This is a genomic window from Microcoleus sp. MOSTC5, assembly GCF_036701825.1.
Taxonomy (GTDB): Bacteria; Cyanobacteriota; Cyanobacteriia; order Cyanobacteriales; family Microcoleaceae; genus Microcoleus; species Microcoleus asticus.
Genome location: NZ_JAUBRK010000004.1, coordinates 17,647 through 36,374, shown reverse-complemented (window position 1 = coordinate 36,374; position 18,728 = coordinate 17,647). Strand labels below are relative to the sequence as shown.

The window sequence follows — 18,728 nt, the reverse complement described above, 5'->3', positions numbered from 1 at the left end:
GATACTGCTCTTACCGCGAAACTGGCGGCTGCAAAATTTCAGCATCCTTTGCTATTTCCATTTCCTCCAAAACCGGCTCTAAAACCGGAGGAGGAACCGGCACTTCTTCAACTACTTGATGCTTTTCCAAAGTCAAACGAGACTGCGACGAACCAGACAATCTTTTCAACAATTTCGGTGTCGGATCGTACAGCAAATAAATAATTCGATCGCCCGCTTGCCAAATCTGGGTCGCCGACACTACTTGCAAGTACCCCTGCCTTTCCAGCAGCAGCGGCGCCAACTCCCCGGCTTGAACCAAAGCTTGCAAGTGAGCAATCTGAAACTGCAATCCCTCACTTTTTAACTCAGTTTCCCCCAATTTTACTTCGCCGTCGCTCAAATATTCGTTCCAATCCTTCAGCGACAAATCGGAGACAAAAGCTTGATTGATTTTAGCCTGATTTGCAGGCGTATTTGCTTGCGGATCTTTGGGGAATATTGCCAAAACCCTCGGCGGTGCAAACTCCTCGGCCGCTCGCTGAGCTAACACTAAGTTTACCTCGCCATTGTTAGTCATTGCCAGAAAAGTTCCCATCGAATCCAGTCCGGCTTCTTCTAACACGCTGTGGTCGAGAGCACTGCTCAAAAACACTCGCAAACCTTCTCGTTCTGCTTGTGCGCAAGCTTCCGGGTCGGTGTCGATAATTGCCACAGATTCTCCGCGTTCTTGAAACAAGCGAGCAATTAATCTGCTCAAAGGGTTTGACCCCACAATTGCTGCACCGGTTACAGATTTTGAGGTGATGCCCAAAAGTTGAGCCATCCGTCCGGCGGTTAGTCCCTGGACGAAAACTGTCATAATAATTGTTAGGAAAACTAAGGCTTTAATCGAGTCTCCGCCGTTGATTCCCCGCTGGGTGAGCAAAATTGCAAATAAAGATGCGATCGACGCTGAGACAATTCCCCTCGGCGCTACCCAACAAATAAATAATTTCTGCCGCCAATTCAGTCCGCTGTTCCAAGTACACAACCAAACATTGATCGGCCGCACTACCCACATTAAAGCTAAAACTGTAAACAAACTTCCCCAACCGAGGGCGACCACACTAGCGAGGGATAAATCGGCCGCCAGCAGCACGAACAGCACGGAAATAGCAAGGACTGTAAGTTGACCTTTAAACCTCCTCAGCAGCCTTTCTTCTGGGACAGCAGCGGTTCTGAGGACGATGCCGGATACCACAGTTGCCATCAGTCCCGATTCGCTGCGGATTTCTTCTGCTAAGCCGAAAAATCCCCATAAACTGGCTAAAACTACTAAGTTTTTGAGGTCTTCTGAGAGAAATCGCGATCGCTTGAGAATGAATCCCAGCAGCCAACCGCCTGCAACTCCGACGATTGCGCCAACGAAAAGCCGCACGATTAAATCTCGGAACAAAACCAGCAAATCAGGATTGCCGTTTAAAATAATATTCAGCACCAATACCGCCAGAATTGCTCCGACAGGATCGATTAAAACGCCTTCAGCTTCTAGCAAGGCGGCGACTTGTTTGTCAACCGATACTTGTTTGAGCAAAGGGCCGATTACTGTCGGGCCGGTGACGACTACTAGAGAAGCATACAGAAATGCGATCGGCCAGGGAAATTCCCCCAACCAGTGTGCGGCCATTCCGCCGCCAATTAGCGTAATTAAAGTGCCTACCGTAACTAAATTGCGGATGCTGCCGGAAACTTTGCCCAAATCTCGCAATTCCAAATTCAAGCCGCCTTCAAACAGAATTAACGCTACGCAAAGCGATACCATAACTTCCAAACCGCTGCCCAGCAGATTGGGGTGCAGCAATCCCAAGCAGTCTGGGCCGGCTAAAATGCCAAACAACAGCAAAAAGACGATCGCCGGAACCTTCAGATAAGCCGCCAGAACTTGAGCGCTGATGCCACAGATGACGGTCATGACCATCAACTGGGTGATGTTAAAGGGGATTTCCATAGATATAATTGTTACAGGCTGCCCGCTCAGTTTTAAATGTTCGATCGCGGGTAATTGGAGTGCAGGCGCTCTTTTCGGCGCAGCTTACAAACTCGGCACGGCCCTGGATTTTTCCCAATAAGATTAAAAAACCTTGATAGTCGCTATAACTTTATCAGATAATCCTCTTGGCGTCAAAGATGGCAGCAAGCTGTAGCTAAGCGAGAGATTGTCGGTTATGTTTGAGAGTTCGACGGGGATGCGGACACAGAGGGAGAGGATTTGACTTGTTTTGATATGGAGTCAATCTCAAATCTCAAATCTCAAATAGCACGATTTGGCGGCTTTTCAATTACAGAGGCGTCAAACCCCCAGATTCATTTTTGGAGTCAATCTACAATCTAAAAGAATCTAAAATCGCAAGATTCATCTGTAGAGTCAATCTAAAATCTACAATTTTAAATCTCTAATCTATCATCGATTGGCATTCTGCCACCTGCGAAAAAAATCCGATAGAATTGCCGGCGAAATTCGCCCTTCCAGCCAATCTAAAGCCTGGTTTTGGTTGGGTGCTGCCCGATAAAATTTGCACGCATCTATCAGCCGAATCGGAGAATTATTGACAGTAGATTGAGAGCGCCACTTTTGCGCAAACTCGGTAAGAATAGCCGGAGAAATTTGTGTTTGCAGCCAATCTAAAGCTTGGTCTTGTTGTGCTAAACCGCGATAAAATTTGCCGACATCTATCAATCGCAAATTAGTGTCTGGAGGTAAGGCAGTTGCCCGCCATTTTTGAGCAAAGTCCCCTAAAACAGAGGTAGGCACCTGACTTTGCAGCCAAATTAAGGCAGTATCTTGGCTAGCGCTAGCTTGATAAGACGAGAATACCTGAGTCAGCCGCACGCCTGATATGGCAGGGGGAGTTGGAGTGGGAGTCGGCTGCGGGGCGGGTGTCGGCGCTGGTGGGGGGACAACTACTTTGGGAGATTTTCGCATCAAAGCGGCCCAGGTTTTGAGGCTTGCAATGCCGTCTGGATTGAGACTTTGAGATTTCTGAAACGAGATGAGCGCCGCTGTGGTGGTGGCTCCAAATTTACCGTCCATCGCGCCTTGATAAAAACCTTTAATTCTTAATTCCTTCTGGATGTCTGCAACTTTATAACTTAGGGCGCCTTCTCGGACGCTTTCATAAATATTGGTATCTACATTGCCCGATACGCCGGACACGCTGCCGGTGTCACTGTACTGCCAAAAAGTCCAAGTTTTCCAGCCGCCGGGAACCCAAGGTTCCTCAGCACTGGTATAGTGAGCAATCCACAGCGGGTAATCGGCAAACCGTTTTGTCCCCAGGCTGTCCCAGAAACCGGGGTAAGTGTAGATAATCGGGCGCATCAACGTGGCTTTTTCGACTGCTTCTAACCAAATTGCGGCTCGATCGCACAATTGAGTCACAGTCAAACCGCCTGTAGTTTCTAAATCCAAGACTGCCGGCAAATCCCCCGCTTCGAGTTTGACAGTTTTCAAGAACAAATCTATTTGTCCTTGAACGCTGCTTGCAGGTCGAAAAAAGTGGTAAGCACCGCGTTGAATCCCGGCCGCTTTCATAGCCGCCCAATTGCGGGCAAAAGTTTGGGAAACTAACGTTGCACCCTCCGTCGATTTGACAAAACAGAAGGTAATACCTTCCCGGGCAACTGCTTGCCAATTGACATTGGGCTGGTAGTCGGAAACGTCTATACCGCGAATACTCATATTACGAAGAGTTGAGAAAAGCTGGTTTGGTCTGAAGCAGCGACTCGATTAAGGGTACATTAAATTGTAATGCTAAGTCGCTAAGTGTTTTTTTTGCAGGGGAGATTGTGCAAATGAACTTCGATCGAATAGAGCCCGGCCCCGGTCAAGAGTCTGTTTGGGATTACCCGCGTCCCCCTCGCCTTGAGGAATTGACCAAACACGTACAGATAGTTTTTAATGGAGTGACGATCGCCGACACGCGCCGTCCTCAGCGGGTATTGGAGACAAGCCACCCTCCTGCCTACTATATCTGCCCCGAGGACATCAAAATGGAATATTTGCACAAAACTTTACGGGGTTCTTGGTGCGAGTGGAAGGGACAAGCCGGTTATTACACTGTGACGGTGGGAGAAAAGGAAGTAGTAAATGCTGCTTGGTTTTATCCCAATCCCACCCAAGTCTTTGAGGCTATTAAAGATTATGTAGCTTTTTATCCGAGCAAGATGGATGCCTGTTATGTGGACGGCGAATTAGTGCAATCTCAACCAGGGGATTTTTACGGCGGCTGGATTACCAAAGATATTGTCGGCCCGTTTAAGGGAGGGCCAGGAACTTGGGGCTGGTGAGGGAATGTGGAGTTTTGAGTTTTGAGTTGAGAACAGTGGCAGAAACCACGTTTTTTTTACGCAAAGCCTCGTTACAGCTTCAGCCCGGTTTAAAAACCTGGTTTCTTGAGTTTGTGGACGCCGTGAATGAGTTGAGGACTTGCCCAGAAACCTGTTTTTTTTACTACGCAAAAAGCCCACTATCAAAAAAGGAGTAATAATTCCCTAAATCTATAATTCAGTGAAGATGAATCAATGCAGTGCAGGAGGCACGGCAGAAGCTAACGCAGCAGGTTATCCCTTGAAATAAACAGTGTCGTCAAAAATACAGCCACTGCTAATATATAAATGTTAGTATAAGTTAATACCTGACACTAGCTTTATTGCTTCTTTATTATTTATTTATTCGGATCTGCGCTGTGTCTTTTGAATTTATCTCGCCCTCTAACTCGCCAGAAAAACTACCAAAAAATTTATCTTTAGAGTCTACTCTTAAGGATCTGGCTGTATTGAATTTTCAAGTTGAAGCTTCATCCCTAGCCAAAGAAGTAGCCCGGTTTTTTCAAGCTCACCCGCTGCTTCCGGGAGTTATCTTGACCGTAAATGGCGAATTTTTAGGGATGATATCGCGTCGGCGATTTATGGAACGCATGAGCCGCCCTTATGGAGTAGATATATTTGCTTGCAGACCGATTATAGCTTTGTATCAAATAGCTCAAACCGATATTTTGATTTTACCAGGAGTAGCCTTAATTGTCCTGGCAGCTCAGCGAGCCGTGCAGCGACCGCCTGAACTGCTTTACGAGCCAATTGTTGTGCAGTTAGAACCTCAAGTTTACCGATTGTTAGACGTGCATCAACTGTGGGTAGCTTTATCCCAAATTCACCAACAAGCTACTTGGTTTATGAGCGAACTTTATTACAACTTAGCGCTCACGAAATGCGAGCTAGAAGCCGCTAATTCTCAATTAAAAGCAGCTAATTCGGAATTGTATCGCCTTGCCAACTTAGATGGCTTAACTCAGGTTGCCAACCGCCACTGTTTTAACGAATACTTAGAGAAAAAATGGCAAGAATTGGGAGAAGCAGCAGCAGAAATCTCTTTAATTTTATGCGATGTTGACTTTTTTAAGAAATACAACGATACTTACGGACATCAGGCGGGAGATGCTTGCTTGCAGCAGGTAGCCCAAGCTATTTTGGAAGCCGTAAATTACTCGACAGGCGAAGTTTCGGGCGAGACTCTGGTAGCCCGTTACGGAGGCGAAGAATTTGCAGTGATTTTGCCTCGGACTTCGCCTGAAATAGCTGTCTGGATTGCAGAGAAAATTCGAGTGTGGATCAAAGAACTAGAAATCGAACACGTTAATTCGGAGGCGTGTTCTCTCGTGACGCTGAGTTTGGGGGTAGCGAGTACGTTTCCTCGATCGTCCGCAGCACAAAAAAACTTGATTGCAGCGGCAGACCGCGCGCTTTATCAAGCTAAAGACCGAGGGCGCGATCGAGTGATTTTAGATTTTAGATTTTAGATTTTAGATTGGAAAAATTGCTCCACGGATTTATCCGTGGGCTTGTTTAATGGTTTCGATCACAGATTGTCTGGCAAATCGCCGATCGACCTGCCGATGCTAGCCAGCAATTTCTCCAAAGCTTTCATTTGCTTGACTGTGAACGTGGGTACGTTCTTCCCCAACTCCCAACGGCTGATTGTTTGCGACGAAACGCCAAGCTCTCGCGCCAAATCTTCCTGACTCATCTCCAGTTCTTCCCTGAGCTTCTTCAAATGCGACTCTTCATCTTCAGGTCGCGGAACGGGCTTTTTCGGCATATCCTCGATCGCACATTTTTTATATAAGATGCTTAAGCATCTTGACTAAACAATAAATTGATTAGACAATTTTGGAAAGGAGCATGAATCGATTATGCCTGACAAACAGCGTCTGAATTCCTAGGTTATTGTTCGCCTGCTTCCCAATTGACAATAAAAGCGTCGTGGGTCGGTTCCGCAGTTGCTCGGATTTGGGCAAGTATTTAGCTTGAAGGTGTGCAATACTGCGTGTAAAATTTTATCGGGCGATCGTCCCGTGGCTACAAAGAGTCGCACCAAGCACGTTCTGCCGTCCAATGTCTGTCGGAAGATTCATAAATTCTCAACCCATCCAACCCGGCATTTTGGATCGTCTCCTCAACTTCATCCAGCGTAAATGCTGCTTGCAACGAATCGCTGAATAACTGTTTCTGATGCGCGTTGCAATCTCCCGCATACAGCTTGACTAAATTATCCCTGATTGCCGCTTTTTCCGGCCGCAGCAAATCCCGCAAAAAAATTGCTCCCTGCGGCTTCAACACCCGCTTGACTTCCTGCAAAAACGGCAGCGGATCGGGCAAATGGTGGATAATGCTGTTAGAAATCACCATGTCAAAATAGTTGTCAGGGTAAGGCATTGCCTTAGCATCAATTAATTCGAGACTGATTTGCGATCGCACGCCCGCCTTTTCCACATTTTCTGCCCCGACTTTCAGCATATTTGCCGACAAATCGATGCAAGTCAATTTCCATGCTGGCCGGAGTTGAGAAATTGCGATCGGAATTCTCGCCGTACCCGTCCCCGCATCCAAAACGTTTCCAAAAACCGGCCCCAACGCCACAGCACTCTGAGCAAAAGCAGCATTAACCTCCGCAAAATCCATCGAATCGTATTCGATCGCCTCTTCCAAGGAATCCATCACTTCCGGTTCCAAAACTCGCTGCATAAAATTTATCTCGTTATCTGGCATTTCCATATAGGGGTTGAGTTTCGCTTGCAAAAGCTCGACTAACTCCGGTTCCATATATTGGTAATTGTCCGGGATTTGCAGGCAAATAACTTTCTTGCCTTCGAGGCTTTCGGGAAATTTGCTGCGAAGTCGATCGCCATGCTTCTTCTCCATCACAAATATCAAATCCGCCCAACCGACAAGACCCTCAGTTACTCTAATTCTTGCACCTTTTTCCGTTCCAGCCGATCGCACGCTGTAGCCGCTAACTTTCTGGCATATTTTCTCGGCAGTCAAACTTCTCCACTTATTCTGACTGCACACAAACAATATCTTGATTTTATCCATTCAGACACAATTACAAAATTCTATGTTTATCGTGGCACGGGCGTCCCGCCTGTGCTTCCGAAGCGGTTAAAAATTTCCTTCTAATTTCCCCCGATCGCATTTTTAATACCACAAATCATGTATTTTGTCAAATTTACCCAATCTCCGTTACAATTCTTAAACCAGAAAATGCGGATTTTGCATAAACAATTGTATTTATTACATTTGCAGAGTTCGTTAATTTTAGGATTTTAAAAGCTTTCAGCGTCAAAAACTTAAATTAGTCATAATGCCGCTGGATTGTGAAAATCGTACCACAAGCCTCAAAGCGAGTAAACAGGTAAAATAATTGAGAATGAAGTCAATAATTTTGGTCATCTTTAGATTTGCTTAAGATTTCAGCGGTCAAAATAGATCGAACATTTAAAACTAAATCGACTTTTAGATTGTTTTTGCTTATAAAACAAGCTGGAGTTGCCCCGAAGACCGATCGACCCTCAACAATAGATATAGATGCTCGATCGCACAATGGCATCAACCAAACTCGATCAAACTCTGCTAGAATTAGTAAAGCGAAGTCGTTATGAGTTTAATTAAATAGCTATGACCAACGAAACCGTAGAGAACCTAGTAATTATTGGCTCAGGCCCTGCAGGCTACACAGCAGCAATCTACGCCGGGAGGGCAAACCTGAAACCCTTAGTGTTTGAAGGCTACCAAGCGGGAGGCGTCCCCGGCGGTCAACTGATGACCACCACAGAAGTCGAAAACTTTCCCGGCTTTCCCGAAGGCATCACCGGGCCACAGCTCATGGATCGGATGAAAGCTCAATCAGCGCGCTGGGGTGCCGAATTATACACAGAAGATGTAATTTCGGTGGATTTGAGCCAGCGGCCGTTTACCGTGCGATCGGAAGATAGAGAAATCAAAACCCACACGATAGTAATCGCTACAGGCGCGACGGCGAAAAGGCTGGGGCTGCCTAGCGAACACGTATTTTGGAGTCACGGTATTTCTGCCTGTGCGATTTGCGACGGCGCTACCCCAATTTTTAAAGGAGTAGATTTAGCTGTCATCGGCGCGGGCGACACGGCCGCGGAAGAATCTATTTATTTGACAAAATACGGCTCTCACGTACATATGCTGGTGCGGCGCGATCGGATGCGCGCCAGCAAGGCCATGCAAGACCGAGTGCTGAGCAATCCCAAAATTACCGTGCACTGGAACACCGAAGCAGTGGATATCTTGGGCGAACCGGGCGGCAAAATGGACGGGGTGAGAATTAGAAATATCGAGACCGGCGCCGAGAGCGATTTGTTGGTGAAAGGATTGTTTTACGCGATCGGTCACACTCCCAACACTCAACTTTTCCAAGGTCAGTTAGAACTCGACGAAGTAGGCTATATCGTTACCAAACACGGTTCGGTAGAAACTAGCGTCGAGGGAGTTTACGCCGTCGGCGACGTGCAAGACCACGAGTTTCGCCAAGCCATCACCGCGGCCGGTAGCGGTTGTATGGGAGCGATGCTGGCAGAACGTTGGCTCTCAGTCAACAATTTAACGCAGGAATTCCATCAAACCGAGGAATCCGAGCAACCCACAGCAGCGCCGGAAGCTCAAAAAGTTCGCAAAACCAGTGAGAACTTTGATATCACAGACACGCGCCACGAAGGAGGTTATGCTTTGCGGAAGTTGTTCCACGATAGCGATCGGTTGATTGTGGTCAAATATTCCGCTCCGACTTGCGGCCCTTGTCACAGCCTCAAGCCGATTTTGAGCAAAGTAGTAGATGAGTTCGAGGGCAAAATCCACTACGTGGAAATCGACATTGAAGAAGATCCAGACATTGCTGAAAATGCTGGCGTGATTGGTACGCCGACGATTCAGTATTTCAAAGACAAAGATTTGGTAGCTGAGCTCAAAGGAGTTAAGCCGAAAAGCCAGTACCGCGAGTTAATTGCCAGTAATTTGTAGGACATTCGATCGATTTTAGATTTGAGATTCGCCAAGGGAAATTTAACCTAAACTCGACTTGCGTCCTACCTGCCAAAAACCCGGTTTCTCCCCTGCGCGCCAGTCCCGTGCAGGGGAGAAACCGATTTTTTTTTTAGCTGCATCCCGCGAAAAAACCCGGTTTCTCGCGAGTGTTTGGCGAATAAGAAAGAGGATTTTTAACAGTTCCGGGTTTTTTCGCCTGAGTCCTACTAAAATCTAAAAGTCTTATATTGGTCGATCGTCATTATGGCTCAAAGCCGCCTCCGACTGCCGCGATTTCTCAACAGTGCCTCACCGTCAAGCCTGTCAATGAAAATGATGTGGGCAGGTTTGACAATAACTGCCGTGTTTGTATTAGTAGCCACCTTGTCTCCAGCTATGCAAGCTTGGGGATGGCTGCAAAATCCTACTGAGGCTTTGATTAACCCCATCCACGAACCGCCGTCGGCGAATTATTGGTTCGGTACTAGCCGCAGCGGCTACGATGTGTTTTCCCGCACGCTGTTTGCTTCTCGGGCGGCTTGGCAAGTGGTAATTTTAGCCACTGCTTTGAGTTTGTTTATCGGTGTGCCGCTGGGTTTGGTTAGCGGTTATTTGGGCGGTAAGCTCGATCGAGTATTGTTATTTTTAATGGATACAATTTATACTTTGCCGGGGCTGCTGCTTTCTCTGACGCTAGCGTTTGTAGTGGGAAAAGGAGTTTTGAATGCTGCGATCGCCCTGAGCATTTCCTACATCCCTCAATACTACCGCGTCGTCAGGAATCACACCGTCAGCGTCAAAACCGAATTATTTGTCGAAGCCGCGCGAGCAATGGGTGCTGACACTTGGACAGTGCTTTCGCGCTACCTGTTTCTGAATGTGATTCAGAGCGTACCGGTGCTGTTTGCCCTCAACGCTGCCGATGCAATTTTAACATTAGGAGGTTTAGGATTTCTCGGATTAGGACTTCCCGAAGCAACTCCCGAATGGGGACACGACTTGCGTTTAGCTTTAGATGCGCTACCTACCGGCATTTGGTGGACAGCTTTGTTTCCCGGTTTGGCAATGACTTTAATGGTAGTGGGACTGTCTTTGGTGGGGGAAGGATTAAACGAGTTTGTTAACCCTCGGCTGCGGAATCAGCAGTAATTTGTGTCGCGGTTAAATTAAGTTCGCAGTCAGGACTTTAGTCCTTATTCACAAAAAAAAATTGAAGTCCTGACTACAAACACGCGCTATAAAAAGATGATAATATCGCCCCGATTAATTACTGAATTTTTCTCTTGCAAAGGTGATTTTTTTCTAGTAAACCTTCCTTGGGTTGTCAATATAGACACAGAGCGGAAATTTTTCTTGATAGCTTCATCCCTTAACAGTCAAGCCACATAATTTAAAGGCGGGTAGAAAATAAAGCCCGGATACGTTCTTTCTGAGGAAGCTCTGTAAATAATAACAAAACTTTGAGCATCGCACCAGCGTCCTACCGCTCCAAATCTTTAAGTGCATCCAGCAGCTTATGCCTTGTCCAACAAGAGCAAGCACATCGCTAACTGGTAAATTTTCCTTCCCTTGCAGAGTTATCATCTGCAGGCAGTTGCAGCAACGCCCTCTGTGGATTTTGTTCCGTCTGCTTGAAATTATCAAGACAATTCGAGAATGCTACCTAAAATTGATTAAAGGGCTTTATTAAATCTTCACACTGTTACGATATATTTAAAGGAATCGTGAAGTTATACTTCCGGAAGATGGCGAATTGTGGTTTTTGTGAGAAAGTGCGATCGCGCAAGTGCCAGCCGGAAGTCAACAAATTTTAGAGCAGTTTGCAGCCGAGCATTGCGCATTGCGTTAAGTCTCAGTAGAATTTATCCGGGTGGTTTTTGCCGCTGACGCGACAAACTCGTGTCGAACTGCTTAAATGAGAAAGTGACGTTAAGAACTTAATGTGATTTAACGTCAAAATTAAACCCAATTTCTGAGATTTGAGCTAACTTAACAATGAAAGCCCCTGTTGCATTACTCAACCCGCAACGCTTCATTTGGGGTCAGAGTCGGTCTCTAATCCAGAGTTGTCGGCTTAAAACTAAAGCTACGAGCTTTATTCAATCGCACATTGCGTATGATTCAATTCAGGGAAACAGGGTAATGATGGGTGTATCTACACGGATTGTATTGGTCCCAATTCCGGCAAGTCAAAAACTGTCTGCTAACTGTCTGGCCAACTACGCCGCAGCCGTTCACCCAGATATGCGCAGAAAACAGCGCCGTTCGATTGTGCCAAAGTTTTTACTGGCCATTCTCAGGATTTAGCAGATTTAGACACGATTCCCTATTGTCAAGCTAAGCTGATAGAGTTTTCCTAGTTCTTGACAAACAATGGAAAACAACTTCCATTTTTTGTGAGAAAGGCTACAATCGGAAAGGTCTTTGCAAGATCCGATTCTCCCCGTTTGGTGTTTTGAATCTCTGCTGTTGCATTTGAGCCAGCAGACCCGCATCCAAGGTGGCGAAAATTTGCCATGAAACTGTCATGTCTGACAACATCATGAAAGCACCAGGCGCATAAAAAGTTCGACACATCGAACACAAAAGTTAGAGGGTTCCGTGCCGGAAAACTTGTACTGGTAAAAGATCGAAGTACAGAGTAAAAAAGTTAGTATTTTTTGAGGTGCGATCGATCGCATTTCATGGTTTGCTTCTCTGGGCAAGGTATCGCAGATAATGTGGTAACTCGCTCCGAAAGAAAAAGCCGCACGCTCAATCCCATGTCGCGATGTTAAACTTTGCGATCGATTGAATGCGCTCCCTGCTTCAAACCATAACTGGAACTTTGACTCATAAAACTGGTGCAGTTTCGGTAACATATCCAGCTAGCCGACCGAAAATCCCACTATTTCTTCCTGCGGGAATGTCAATACTGGCTAACTTGTCTAAACTACAAACAGACACTATTCCACTGTTATTTATTCTTTAATTCAGGAGCATGAGGAAGACGGCATGATCCAGGCTAACACCGTACTCGAAACCACAATCACACCCCAAATGGAAACTATCGAGTTGCTTCGGAGCGCCGAAAGCGTTCTACCTGAGAGCGAGTTGGAACTCTTTATCGACGAAGAAGACGATAGAGAAGAATTCTTAGATTCTCAATCTGAGGAAGACACTAAATCTGGCAAAGGTGCCAAAGCCCGTCGTCGGGCACAGGCAAAGAAAAAGCATTATACTGAAGACTCTATTCGTCTTTACCTGCAAGAAATCGGTCGGATTCGACTGCTGCGAGCTGACGAAGAGATTGAACTAGCGCGCAAGATTGCAGATTTGCTGGAATTAGAGCGAGTTCGAGAACAACTGCTTGAAGAGTTAGACCGCGAACCCAAAGACAGCGAATGGGCTAATGCTGTAGATATGGCACTCCCTGCATTCCGTCACCGACTCCACGTCGGCCGTCGGGCAAAGGAAAAAATGGTGCAATCAAACCTGCGTTTGGTGGTGTCGATCGCCAAAAAATACATGAATCGCGGTTTGTCTTTCCAAGATTTGATTCAGGAAGGCTCTTTAGGTCTGATCAGGGCGGCTGAAAAATTCGATCACGAAAAAGGCTACAAGTTTTCTACCTACGCAACTTGGTGGATACGTCAAGCCATCACCCGGGCAATCGCCGACCAATCGCGCACTATCCGCCTGCCGGTTCACCTTTACGAAACCATTTCGCGGATCAAGAAAACTACCAAACTCCTGTCTCAGGAAATGGGTCGCAAGCCTACGGAAGAAGAAATTGCTACCCGCATGGAGATGACGATCGAGAAGTTGCGGTTCATTGCTAAGTCCGCACAGTTGCCAATCTCTCTAGAAACTCCGATCGGCAAAGAGGAAGACTCACGTCTGGGAGATTTTATTGAATCAGACGGGGAAACACCAGAAGATCAAGTCTCAAAAAACTTGCTCAGGGAAGACTTGGAAAGCGTTTTGGATACTCTCAGCCCCCGAGAACGGGATGTACTGCGGCTGCGTTACGGCTTAGATGACGGACGGATGAAGACCTTGGAGGAAATTGGTCAAATCTTTAACGTCACCCGCGAGCGGATTCGCCAAATCGAGGCTAAAGCCCTGCGGAAGTTGCGCCATCCCAACCGCAACAGCATCTTAAAAGAATATATCCGCTAGAGTAATTTTCTAGCATCACCCAAAAGAGTGATTCGCACTCTTTTTTGGGGGGGAGACCCCCCGCCCCGGTTTGGGCTATAGCTGTTAAATTTTGTGCTGCTAACTGCACGGATCAAGTGGCTATTTGTTGCCCAAATCGCGCTGCCAAAATTTAGGGAGTCCGTTACGGAACTCCCAAGCTTTGCAGTGTCACAAAAGTCTTAACTAGAAAATTACATCAGGCCCCAAAAGTGAAGCAGGCCTTGACCGGAAACCAATTCGATTATGACAGCGGCAGAGAAACCAATCATCGCCAAACGACCGTTCCAATTTTCGGCTCCTTCGCTGAAGCCCCAGTTCCAAGCGTTGCGTTTTTGTTCTTGCATAGTGCGAACTCCTTTCGTTAACTTTTGTAAGGCTTATGTAAATTAATATAACAGTGACTTGAAAAAACTTCAACTTTGTGAAGTATAAAATCGGTCAAAACGGTCGATCGACCTTGAGGATTTTACCTAACAGGAAAAATAGCCAATTCAGTATCGGGGTCGAACAAGTGAATTTTGTCATGGGCGATGGCCAACCAAAGCTCCTCGCCAACTCGGATCGATCGCTCAGGCGGAACCCGCACTTGCATCCGCACGGCCGGAGCATCCGTCAAACAGACCCGCAAATAAGTTTCGTGTCCCAAAGCCTCTACAATTTCCACTTGTACCGAAAGATTTTTGGTAGCAGGAGGGTGAATGCTCAGATGTTCCGGCCGAATGCCCAAAATTAGCCCTCGCCCGTCATATTGTTGTAGACTTTTTGCCCAAATATCGGGTAAAGTAAAGCGAAATTGCGGGTGAGAAATCAACAGCGGAGCGCTAAATTCCACCGACAAAAAATTCATCGGCGGAGAACCGATAAACTCAGCAACAAACAAATTAGCCGGCTTGTTGTAAAGCTCTAGAGGTTGAGCTACTTGCTGAAGCTGACCTCTATTCATAATAGCAATCCGATCGCCCATAGTCATCGCCTCAGTTTGGTCGTGAGTCACATAAATAGTTGTAGTTCCCAACTGTCGCTGCAACTGCACAATTTGCGATCGAGTTTCCGCCCTCAATTTCGCATCAAGATTCGATAGCGGTTCGTCCATCAAAAACACCTCAGGATTTCGAGCCATTGCCCTACCCAAAGCTACGCGCTGCTTTTGCCCTCCCGAAAGTTGTTTCGGCAAGCGATTTAAAAGAGATTCTATTTGCAATAATTCAGCTACTTTCAGGACTCGTTCTCCTACTGCCTTTTCCCGTTCCGACAAATAGCGCAAACCCGGAGGCAGCTTGCGAGTCGCTCCTCCTAAAAAGTCCTCAAACAAAGGATAAACTAGATGATTTTTAAAAGAATTAGAAGCTAAATAATTAATAACCTCTTCTACCTTCTTCCTAATTTTTTCTCTCTTCTGGATGCTTCCTTCTTCTCCTTGTATCTTCCCCCTTATCCCTTCTACTTTCTTCTCTCTTCCTTCTTCCTTCTTCCTTCTTCCTTCTTCCTTCTTCCTTCTTCCTTCCTCTTTCTCCCTTTCGGAGCGACGCAATCCAAAGGCGAGATTATCGTAAACTGTTAAGTGAGGATAGAGAGCATAATTTTGAAATACCATAGCGATATTTCGGTCTTTAGGAGGCAAATCGTTAACCACCCGATCGCCAACCCAAATATTGCCGGCCGTCAAAACTTCCAAACCGGCGATCGATCGCAGCAAAGTGCTTTTTCCGCAGCCAGAAGGCCCCACCAGCACCATGAATTCCCCGTCTTCGACCGTCAGGTTAATGCGGCGCAAAACGCTGTTAGAGGAAGGGCGATCGGCCGCAGGCGAGACACTTTCTGCGACGCTGTTTGCTTCTTTTTCCTGTTCTCCTTGGCGGAGCGGAAAACTTTTGTAGATATTTTCTAATACAACTTGCGCCATCAAACAATTTTAGATTTTAGATTTTAGATTTTAGATTGGGGAATTGGAGGCAGAGCCTCCGGGTATGTATTCCCAGGCTTTGCCTGGGAACAAGGCTTAATGGGGAATGGAATTGGACGTATACGCTCGAAGACAACAAAGGCAATCTTTAATTGACTCACAGCGAATAATGACACAATGAATGACCCATGACTAAGAACTATTGACTGCTGATAACTTTGATAATTTTTTCACCCGGATTGAGGTCAAAAACTCGATCGCCCCCAGAATCTTTCCCCCAAAAAGCTATAGCATCAATAGCCGATCGCAGTAGACGGCCAGAATTAGTTAAAAGTTTGACATCCGTATCGGGAACAGCCCGCAGCAAGCCAACTAAAGCATCTTTAGGCTCTGAGAAACGAAAAGCTTGAGTGCCAATTTCACCTCGGTTAGTAAGTCTGACAGAACCTGCAGGCATTCGTTTTGCCCAACCCAACTCCGAAAATAGCACCAAACTGTCGTCCGGGTCGAGAGTGATGCAGCCCACCAACTGTTCCTGCTTCCGCAACCTGGTTACTTGAGAACCCTGGGCGGCGCGGCCCATTGGCGGCAGTTGTTCGTCATCGATATCAAACCGGAGGACTCGGCCTCCTGAAGTTGCGATCGCCACTTGCTCGCCGACTTTGCCCAGACTGGCGCAGCGCAGCCGATCGTCCTCCTTGAGTTTAACAACAGTAACGCCGCGATTAGTCAAATCAGCAAATTCCTGCATCGGCAAGCGCTTAATTTTCCCTTGCTGAGTCAGAGTTACTAAATCCGCCGCTTCCGAATTTTCCGGCAAAATAAAGTGTGCAACTGTGATTTCCGACAAAGCGCGACCGGCACTTTCTTTAGTAGCACTCGGCGACAACAAACTAACGATCGGCGTTCCCCGGTCTTTTGGGCTACTACTAGGAATATCGGCCACTTTCAGCGGGTAAGCTTTGCCGTTAGGAGTTAAGATGACCAAAGTGCGATCGGTTTTCGTCTGCTTTGCGGTAACAATAAAATCTTCATTTTTTTCTAAAGCTGAAACCGATTTTTCGCGACTTTTCGAGCGAGGCCGTTCGCCAGCGGGCAAGCGCCGCACGTACTGCTTGTGCGAAAATTCAACTATAGTTTCCTCTGCCTCTAGAACGGGCAATAAGTTAGGCTGAATCGTTGCCGGCGACAACTGCTTCACCGCAGAATTTTTCTTACCAGAAAATTGTGGTTCGGCGTTTGCTGCGCGTCCAGTTCCATTGGCGAATTTAGTGCGGCGGGGGTCAGCGTACTTGCGTTTGAGCGATCGAAATTCCTTCTTTAAAGCCTTCAAAAGTTCGCGCCTGTCGCTCAACAACCGCTGCAATTCTTGAATATTAGCCATCAACTCATCAAACTCAGACTGCAAATTTTGCCTTTCCAAACCAGTCAGCCTGCGCATCGGCATCGCCAAAATAGCATCAGCTTGACTTTCGCTCAAATTGAGGCGAACTTGCAAAGTTTGCTTAGCAGTAGAGCCGTCAGGAGAATTTCTGAGAATGTCGATCGCTGTATCGAGATTTGTCAAAGCCAACATTAAGCCTTGGACAATATGACAGCGGCGTTCCGCAGCCTGCAACTCGTAATTGTAGCGGCGGGTAAGAGTCACTTCCCGGAAATCCAGAAATTCCTGCAACAATTGTCTCAGCGTCAACTGTCGCGGTTGACCGTTAACAATTGCCAGCAAAATCGCGCCAAAATTTGTTTGCAGGTCAGTTTGTTGGTAAAGGCGAGCGAGAACCGCTTCAGGGGTAAATTCCCGCTTGAGTTCAATCACAACTCGAATGCCTTCGCGATCGCTCTCGTCACGCAAATCAGAAATACCGTCGAGGCGGCCGGAATTGACCAACTCCGCCACCTTTTCAATCCAAGCCGCCTTATTTACCTGAAACGGAAACTCCGTGACCACGATCGCCGTTTTAGTGCGCACCTTGCGATTACCTGGCACCTCTTCCACCCCAGCAACACCCCTGACCGCAATGCTGCCTCGACCCTTAGTGTAGGCGTCAACAATGCCCTCTGTAGCGACGATTTCCCCTCCGGTCGGAAAATCAGGGCCCGGAATCAGTTCTATCAACTTCTCGTCCGATAGTTCCGGGTTTTCAATCAAAGCAATTAAACCGTCTACCACCTCCCCCAAATTGTGCGGCGGGATATTAGTTGCCATCCCCACAGCAATGCCAGTACAGCCGTTGAGTAACAGAAACGGCAACTGAGCAGGCAGCGCAGTCGGTTCCTGCTGCGAACTGTCAAAGTTAGCAGTAAAATCAACAGTTGCATCGCCGACTTGGGTTAGCATAGCTTCGTGGGCGATCGGTGCCAGCCTAGTTTCCGTGTAGCGCATAGCAGCAGCCGGGTCATTGTCCACCGAACCGAAATTGCCGTGACCCGCAAGCAAAGGATAGCGGCTCGAAAACTCCTGAACCATGCGCACCAGAGCGTCGTAAACCGATTGGTCGCCGTGAGGGTGATATTTTCCCAAAACATCTCCAACGACCCGCGCGCACTTGCGGTAAGGTCGGTCTGGCGTCAGACCGAGTTCGTGCATCGCGTACAAAATTCGACGGTGAACCGGTTTTAAACCGTCGCGGACATCAGGCAAAGCTCGCCCGACGATCACACTCATGGCATATTCGAGGTACGATTGCTGCATCTCGGCGTGCAGAGGCGTAGAAATTACTTGCCCGGAAAGTAGGTTGAGTTGTTTAGCCATGAGTCCTTGTGTCCGTTAATTCCTGAGTGAAGACAGCCTCTGTCAATAATGCCGAGGTTGCCTGTCTCGAGTGAAAAGCGTTTGCCGCAGGCGAACCGAAAGTTCGGCCCAGCCGCCCAGTTGGAGAATAAAAATAAACTTAACTTGTGAAAGCAGAATCAGAGTGCCGAAGACGGGCAACGCTTGCCTCTTACTCTCCACTCTTACCCTAACCTCTATGTTGCCTTCATTTGCGCCTACCTGTCTATTTACTGCCCGCCGTCAGAAGGTTGATTCACAGGAGAACACCGAATGCCAGAAGCTCAGAACGTAATGAGGCTTTAGCCCTTCCTAGCAAAGCGTCACGAGGGACTTTAGTCCCCGTCAATCTATGATAGAATTTAATTGCAATTAGAAATAACCATCTACGCGAAGAAATATTCTCTTCAGGAGAAAAGCCCGATCGATCTCGTCTCGGTACAGCCGTAGCGTTGATCAATCAGCACTGGTAGAAGATAGAGCCTAGCGCATTTTGGCAAGCGCGATCGACTCGGAAAGCATTAA

12 protein-coding genes are annotated in these 18,728 nt (G+C 47.1%); 5 read left to right on the top strand and 7 right to left on the bottom strand.

What is annotated here, in order from left to right:
* Positions 1-10 precede the first annotated feature (10 nt).
* Positions 11-1,969, bottom strand: a complete 1,959-nt coding sequence (locus QUA54_RS02715; RefSeq protein WP_333413065.1) for a cation:proton antiporter domain-containing protein — start codon at positions 1,967-1,969, stop codon at positions 11-13.
* Positions 1,970-2,422: 453 nt separating this feature from the next.
* Positions 2,423-3,700 (bottom strand): GH25 family lysozyme, encoded by a 1,278-nt coding sequence (locus tag QUA54_RS02710; protein WP_333413063.1) that lies wholly within the window; start codon positions 3,698-3,700, stop codon positions 2,423-2,425.
* 113 nt (positions 3,701-3,813) lie between these two features.
* Here QUA54_RS02710 and QUA54_RS02705 point away from each other — a divergent pair, with 113 nt between their 5' ends.
* Positions 3,814-4,308 carry a DUF427 domain-containing protein gene (locus tag QUA54_RS02705; protein ID WP_333197229.1) on the top strand — a complete coding sequence of 165 codons (495 nt, stop codon included), beginning with the start codon at positions 3,814-3,816 and terminating at the stop codon, positions 4,306-4,308.
* A 398-nt stretch (positions 4,309-4,706) separates the two neighbouring features.
* Positions 4,707-5,816, top strand: a complete 1,110-nt coding sequence (locus QUA54_RS02700; protein ID WP_333413061.1) for a diguanylate cyclase — start codon at positions 4,707-4,709, stop codon at positions 5,814-5,816.
* 59 nt (positions 5,817-5,875) lie between these two features.
* On the opposite strand, the gene QUA54_RS02695 is transcribed toward QUA54_RS02700, so the two are convergent.
* Together QUA54_RS02695 and QUA54_RS02690 are read right to left on the bottom strand one after the other, a co-directional pair.
* Positions 5,876-6,115, bottom strand: a complete 240-nt coding sequence (locus tag QUA54_RS02695; RefSeq protein WP_172186452.1) for a helix-turn-helix transcriptional regulator — start codon at positions 6,113-6,115, stop codon at positions 5,876-5,878.
* 260 nt (positions 6,116-6,375) lie between these two features.
* The gene (locus QUA54_RS02690; RefSeq protein ID WP_333413059.1) at positions 6,376-7,392 is read right to left on the bottom strand and encodes a methyltransferase domain-containing protein; all 1,017 of its coding nucleotides are present in this window, start codon (positions 7,390-7,392) and stop codon (positions 6,376-6,378) included.
* Between the two features lie 582 nt (positions 7,393-7,974).
* Between QUA54_RS02690 and trxB the strand changes: the two genes are divergently transcribed.
* The 3 genes from trxB to rpoD all read left to right on the top strand — a co-directional run bounded on the left by trxB (position 7,975) and on the right by rpoD (position 13,509).
* Positions 7,975-9,345 (top strand): thioredoxin-disulfide reductase, encoded by a 1,371-nt coding sequence (trxB, locus tag QUA54_RS02685; RefSeq protein WP_333413057.1) that lies wholly within the window; start codon positions 7,975-7,977, stop codon positions 9,343-9,345.
* A 267-nt stretch (positions 9,346-9,612) separates the two neighbouring features.
* Positions 9,613-10,497, top strand: coding sequence for an ABC transporter permease (locus QUA54_RS02680; RefSeq protein ID WP_333096144.1), 885 nt, complete (start codon positions 9,613-9,615; stop codon positions 10,495-10,497).
* Positions 10,498-12,342: 1,845 nt separating this feature from the next.
* Positions 12,343-13,509: an RNA polymerase sigma factor RpoD gene (gene rpoD, locus QUA54_RS02675; protein ID WP_172186456.1), complete on the top strand. Its 1,167-nt coding sequence runs from the start codon at positions 12,343-12,345 to the stop codon at positions 13,507-13,509.
* Between the two features lie 212 nt (positions 13,510-13,721).
* Here rpoD and QUA54_RS02670 read toward each other — a convergent pair whose 3' ends face one another.
* The 3 genes from QUA54_RS02670 to QUA54_RS02660 all read right to left on the bottom strand — a co-directional run bounded on the left by QUA54_RS02670 (position 13,722) and on the right by QUA54_RS02660 (position 18,185).
* Positions 13,722-13,874 (bottom strand): chlorophyll A-B binding protein, encoded by a 153-nt coding sequence (locus tag QUA54_RS02670; protein WP_172186457.1) that lies wholly within the window; start codon positions 13,872-13,874, stop codon positions 13,722-13,724.
* Positions 13,875-13,996: 122 nt separating this feature from the next.
* On the bottom strand, positions 13,997-15,433 hold the full coding sequence (locus QUA54_RS02665; protein WP_333413250.1) for an ABC transporter ATP-binding protein: 1,437 nt from the start codon (positions 15,431-15,433) through the stop codon (positions 13,997-13,999).
* Between the two features lie 199 nt (positions 15,434-15,632).
* Complete coding sequence (locus tag QUA54_RS02660; RefSeq protein WP_333413055.1) at positions 15,633-18,185, bottom strand: DNA topoisomerase (ATP-hydrolyzing); 2,553 nt, start codon at positions 18,183-18,185, stop codon at positions 15,633-15,635.
* Positions 18,186-18,728 lie beyond the last annotated feature (543 nt).

What these genes read in the sequence shown, in the direction of transcription:
- QUA54_RS02715 (WP_333413065.1), bottom strand. Translation starts at nt 1,969, where the DNA reads ATGGAAATCCCCTTTAACATCACCCAGTTGATGGTCATGACCGTCATC.
- QUA54_RS02710 (WP_333413063.1), bottom strand. Translation starts at nt 3,700, where the DNA reads ATGAGTATTCGCGGTATAGACGTTTCCGACTACCAGCCCAATGTCAAT.
- QUA54_RS02705 (WP_333197229.1), top strand. Translation starts at nt 3,814, where the DNA reads ATGAACTTCGATCGAATAGAGCCCGGCCCCGGTCAAGAGTCTGTTTGG.
- QUA54_RS02695 (WP_172186452.1), bottom strand. Translation starts at nt 6,115, where the DNA reads ATGCCGAAAAAGCCCGTTCCGCGACCTGAAGATGAAGAGTCGCATTTG.
- QUA54_RS02690 (WP_333413059.1), bottom strand. Translation starts at nt 7,392, where the DNA reads ATGGATAAAATCAAGATATTGTTTGTGTGCAGTCAGAATAAGTGGAGA.
- trxB (WP_333413057.1), top strand. Translation starts at nt 7,975, where the DNA reads ATGACCAACGAAACCGTAGAGAACCTAGTAATTATTGGCTCAGGCCCT.
- QUA54_RS02680 (WP_333096144.1), top strand. Translation starts at nt 9,613, where the DNA reads ATGGCTCAAAGCCGCCTCCGACTGCCGCGATTTCTCAACAGTGCCTCA.
- rpoD (WP_172186456.1), top strand. Translation starts at nt 12,343, where the DNA reads ATGATCCAGGCTAACACCGTACTCGAAACCACAATCACACCCCAAATG.
- QUA54_RS02670 (WP_172186457.1), bottom strand. Translation starts at nt 13,874, where the DNA reads ATGCAAGAACAAAAACGCAACGCTTGGAACTGGGGCTTCAGCGAAGGA.
- QUA54_RS02665 (WP_333413250.1), bottom strand. Translation starts at nt 15,433, where the DNA reads ATGGCGCAAGTTGTATTAGAAAATATCTACAAAAGTTTTCCGCTCCGC.
- QUA54_RS02660 (WP_333413055.1), bottom strand. Translation starts at nt 18,185, where the DNA reads ATGGCTAAACAACTCAACCTACTTTCCGGGCAAGTAATTTCTACGCCT.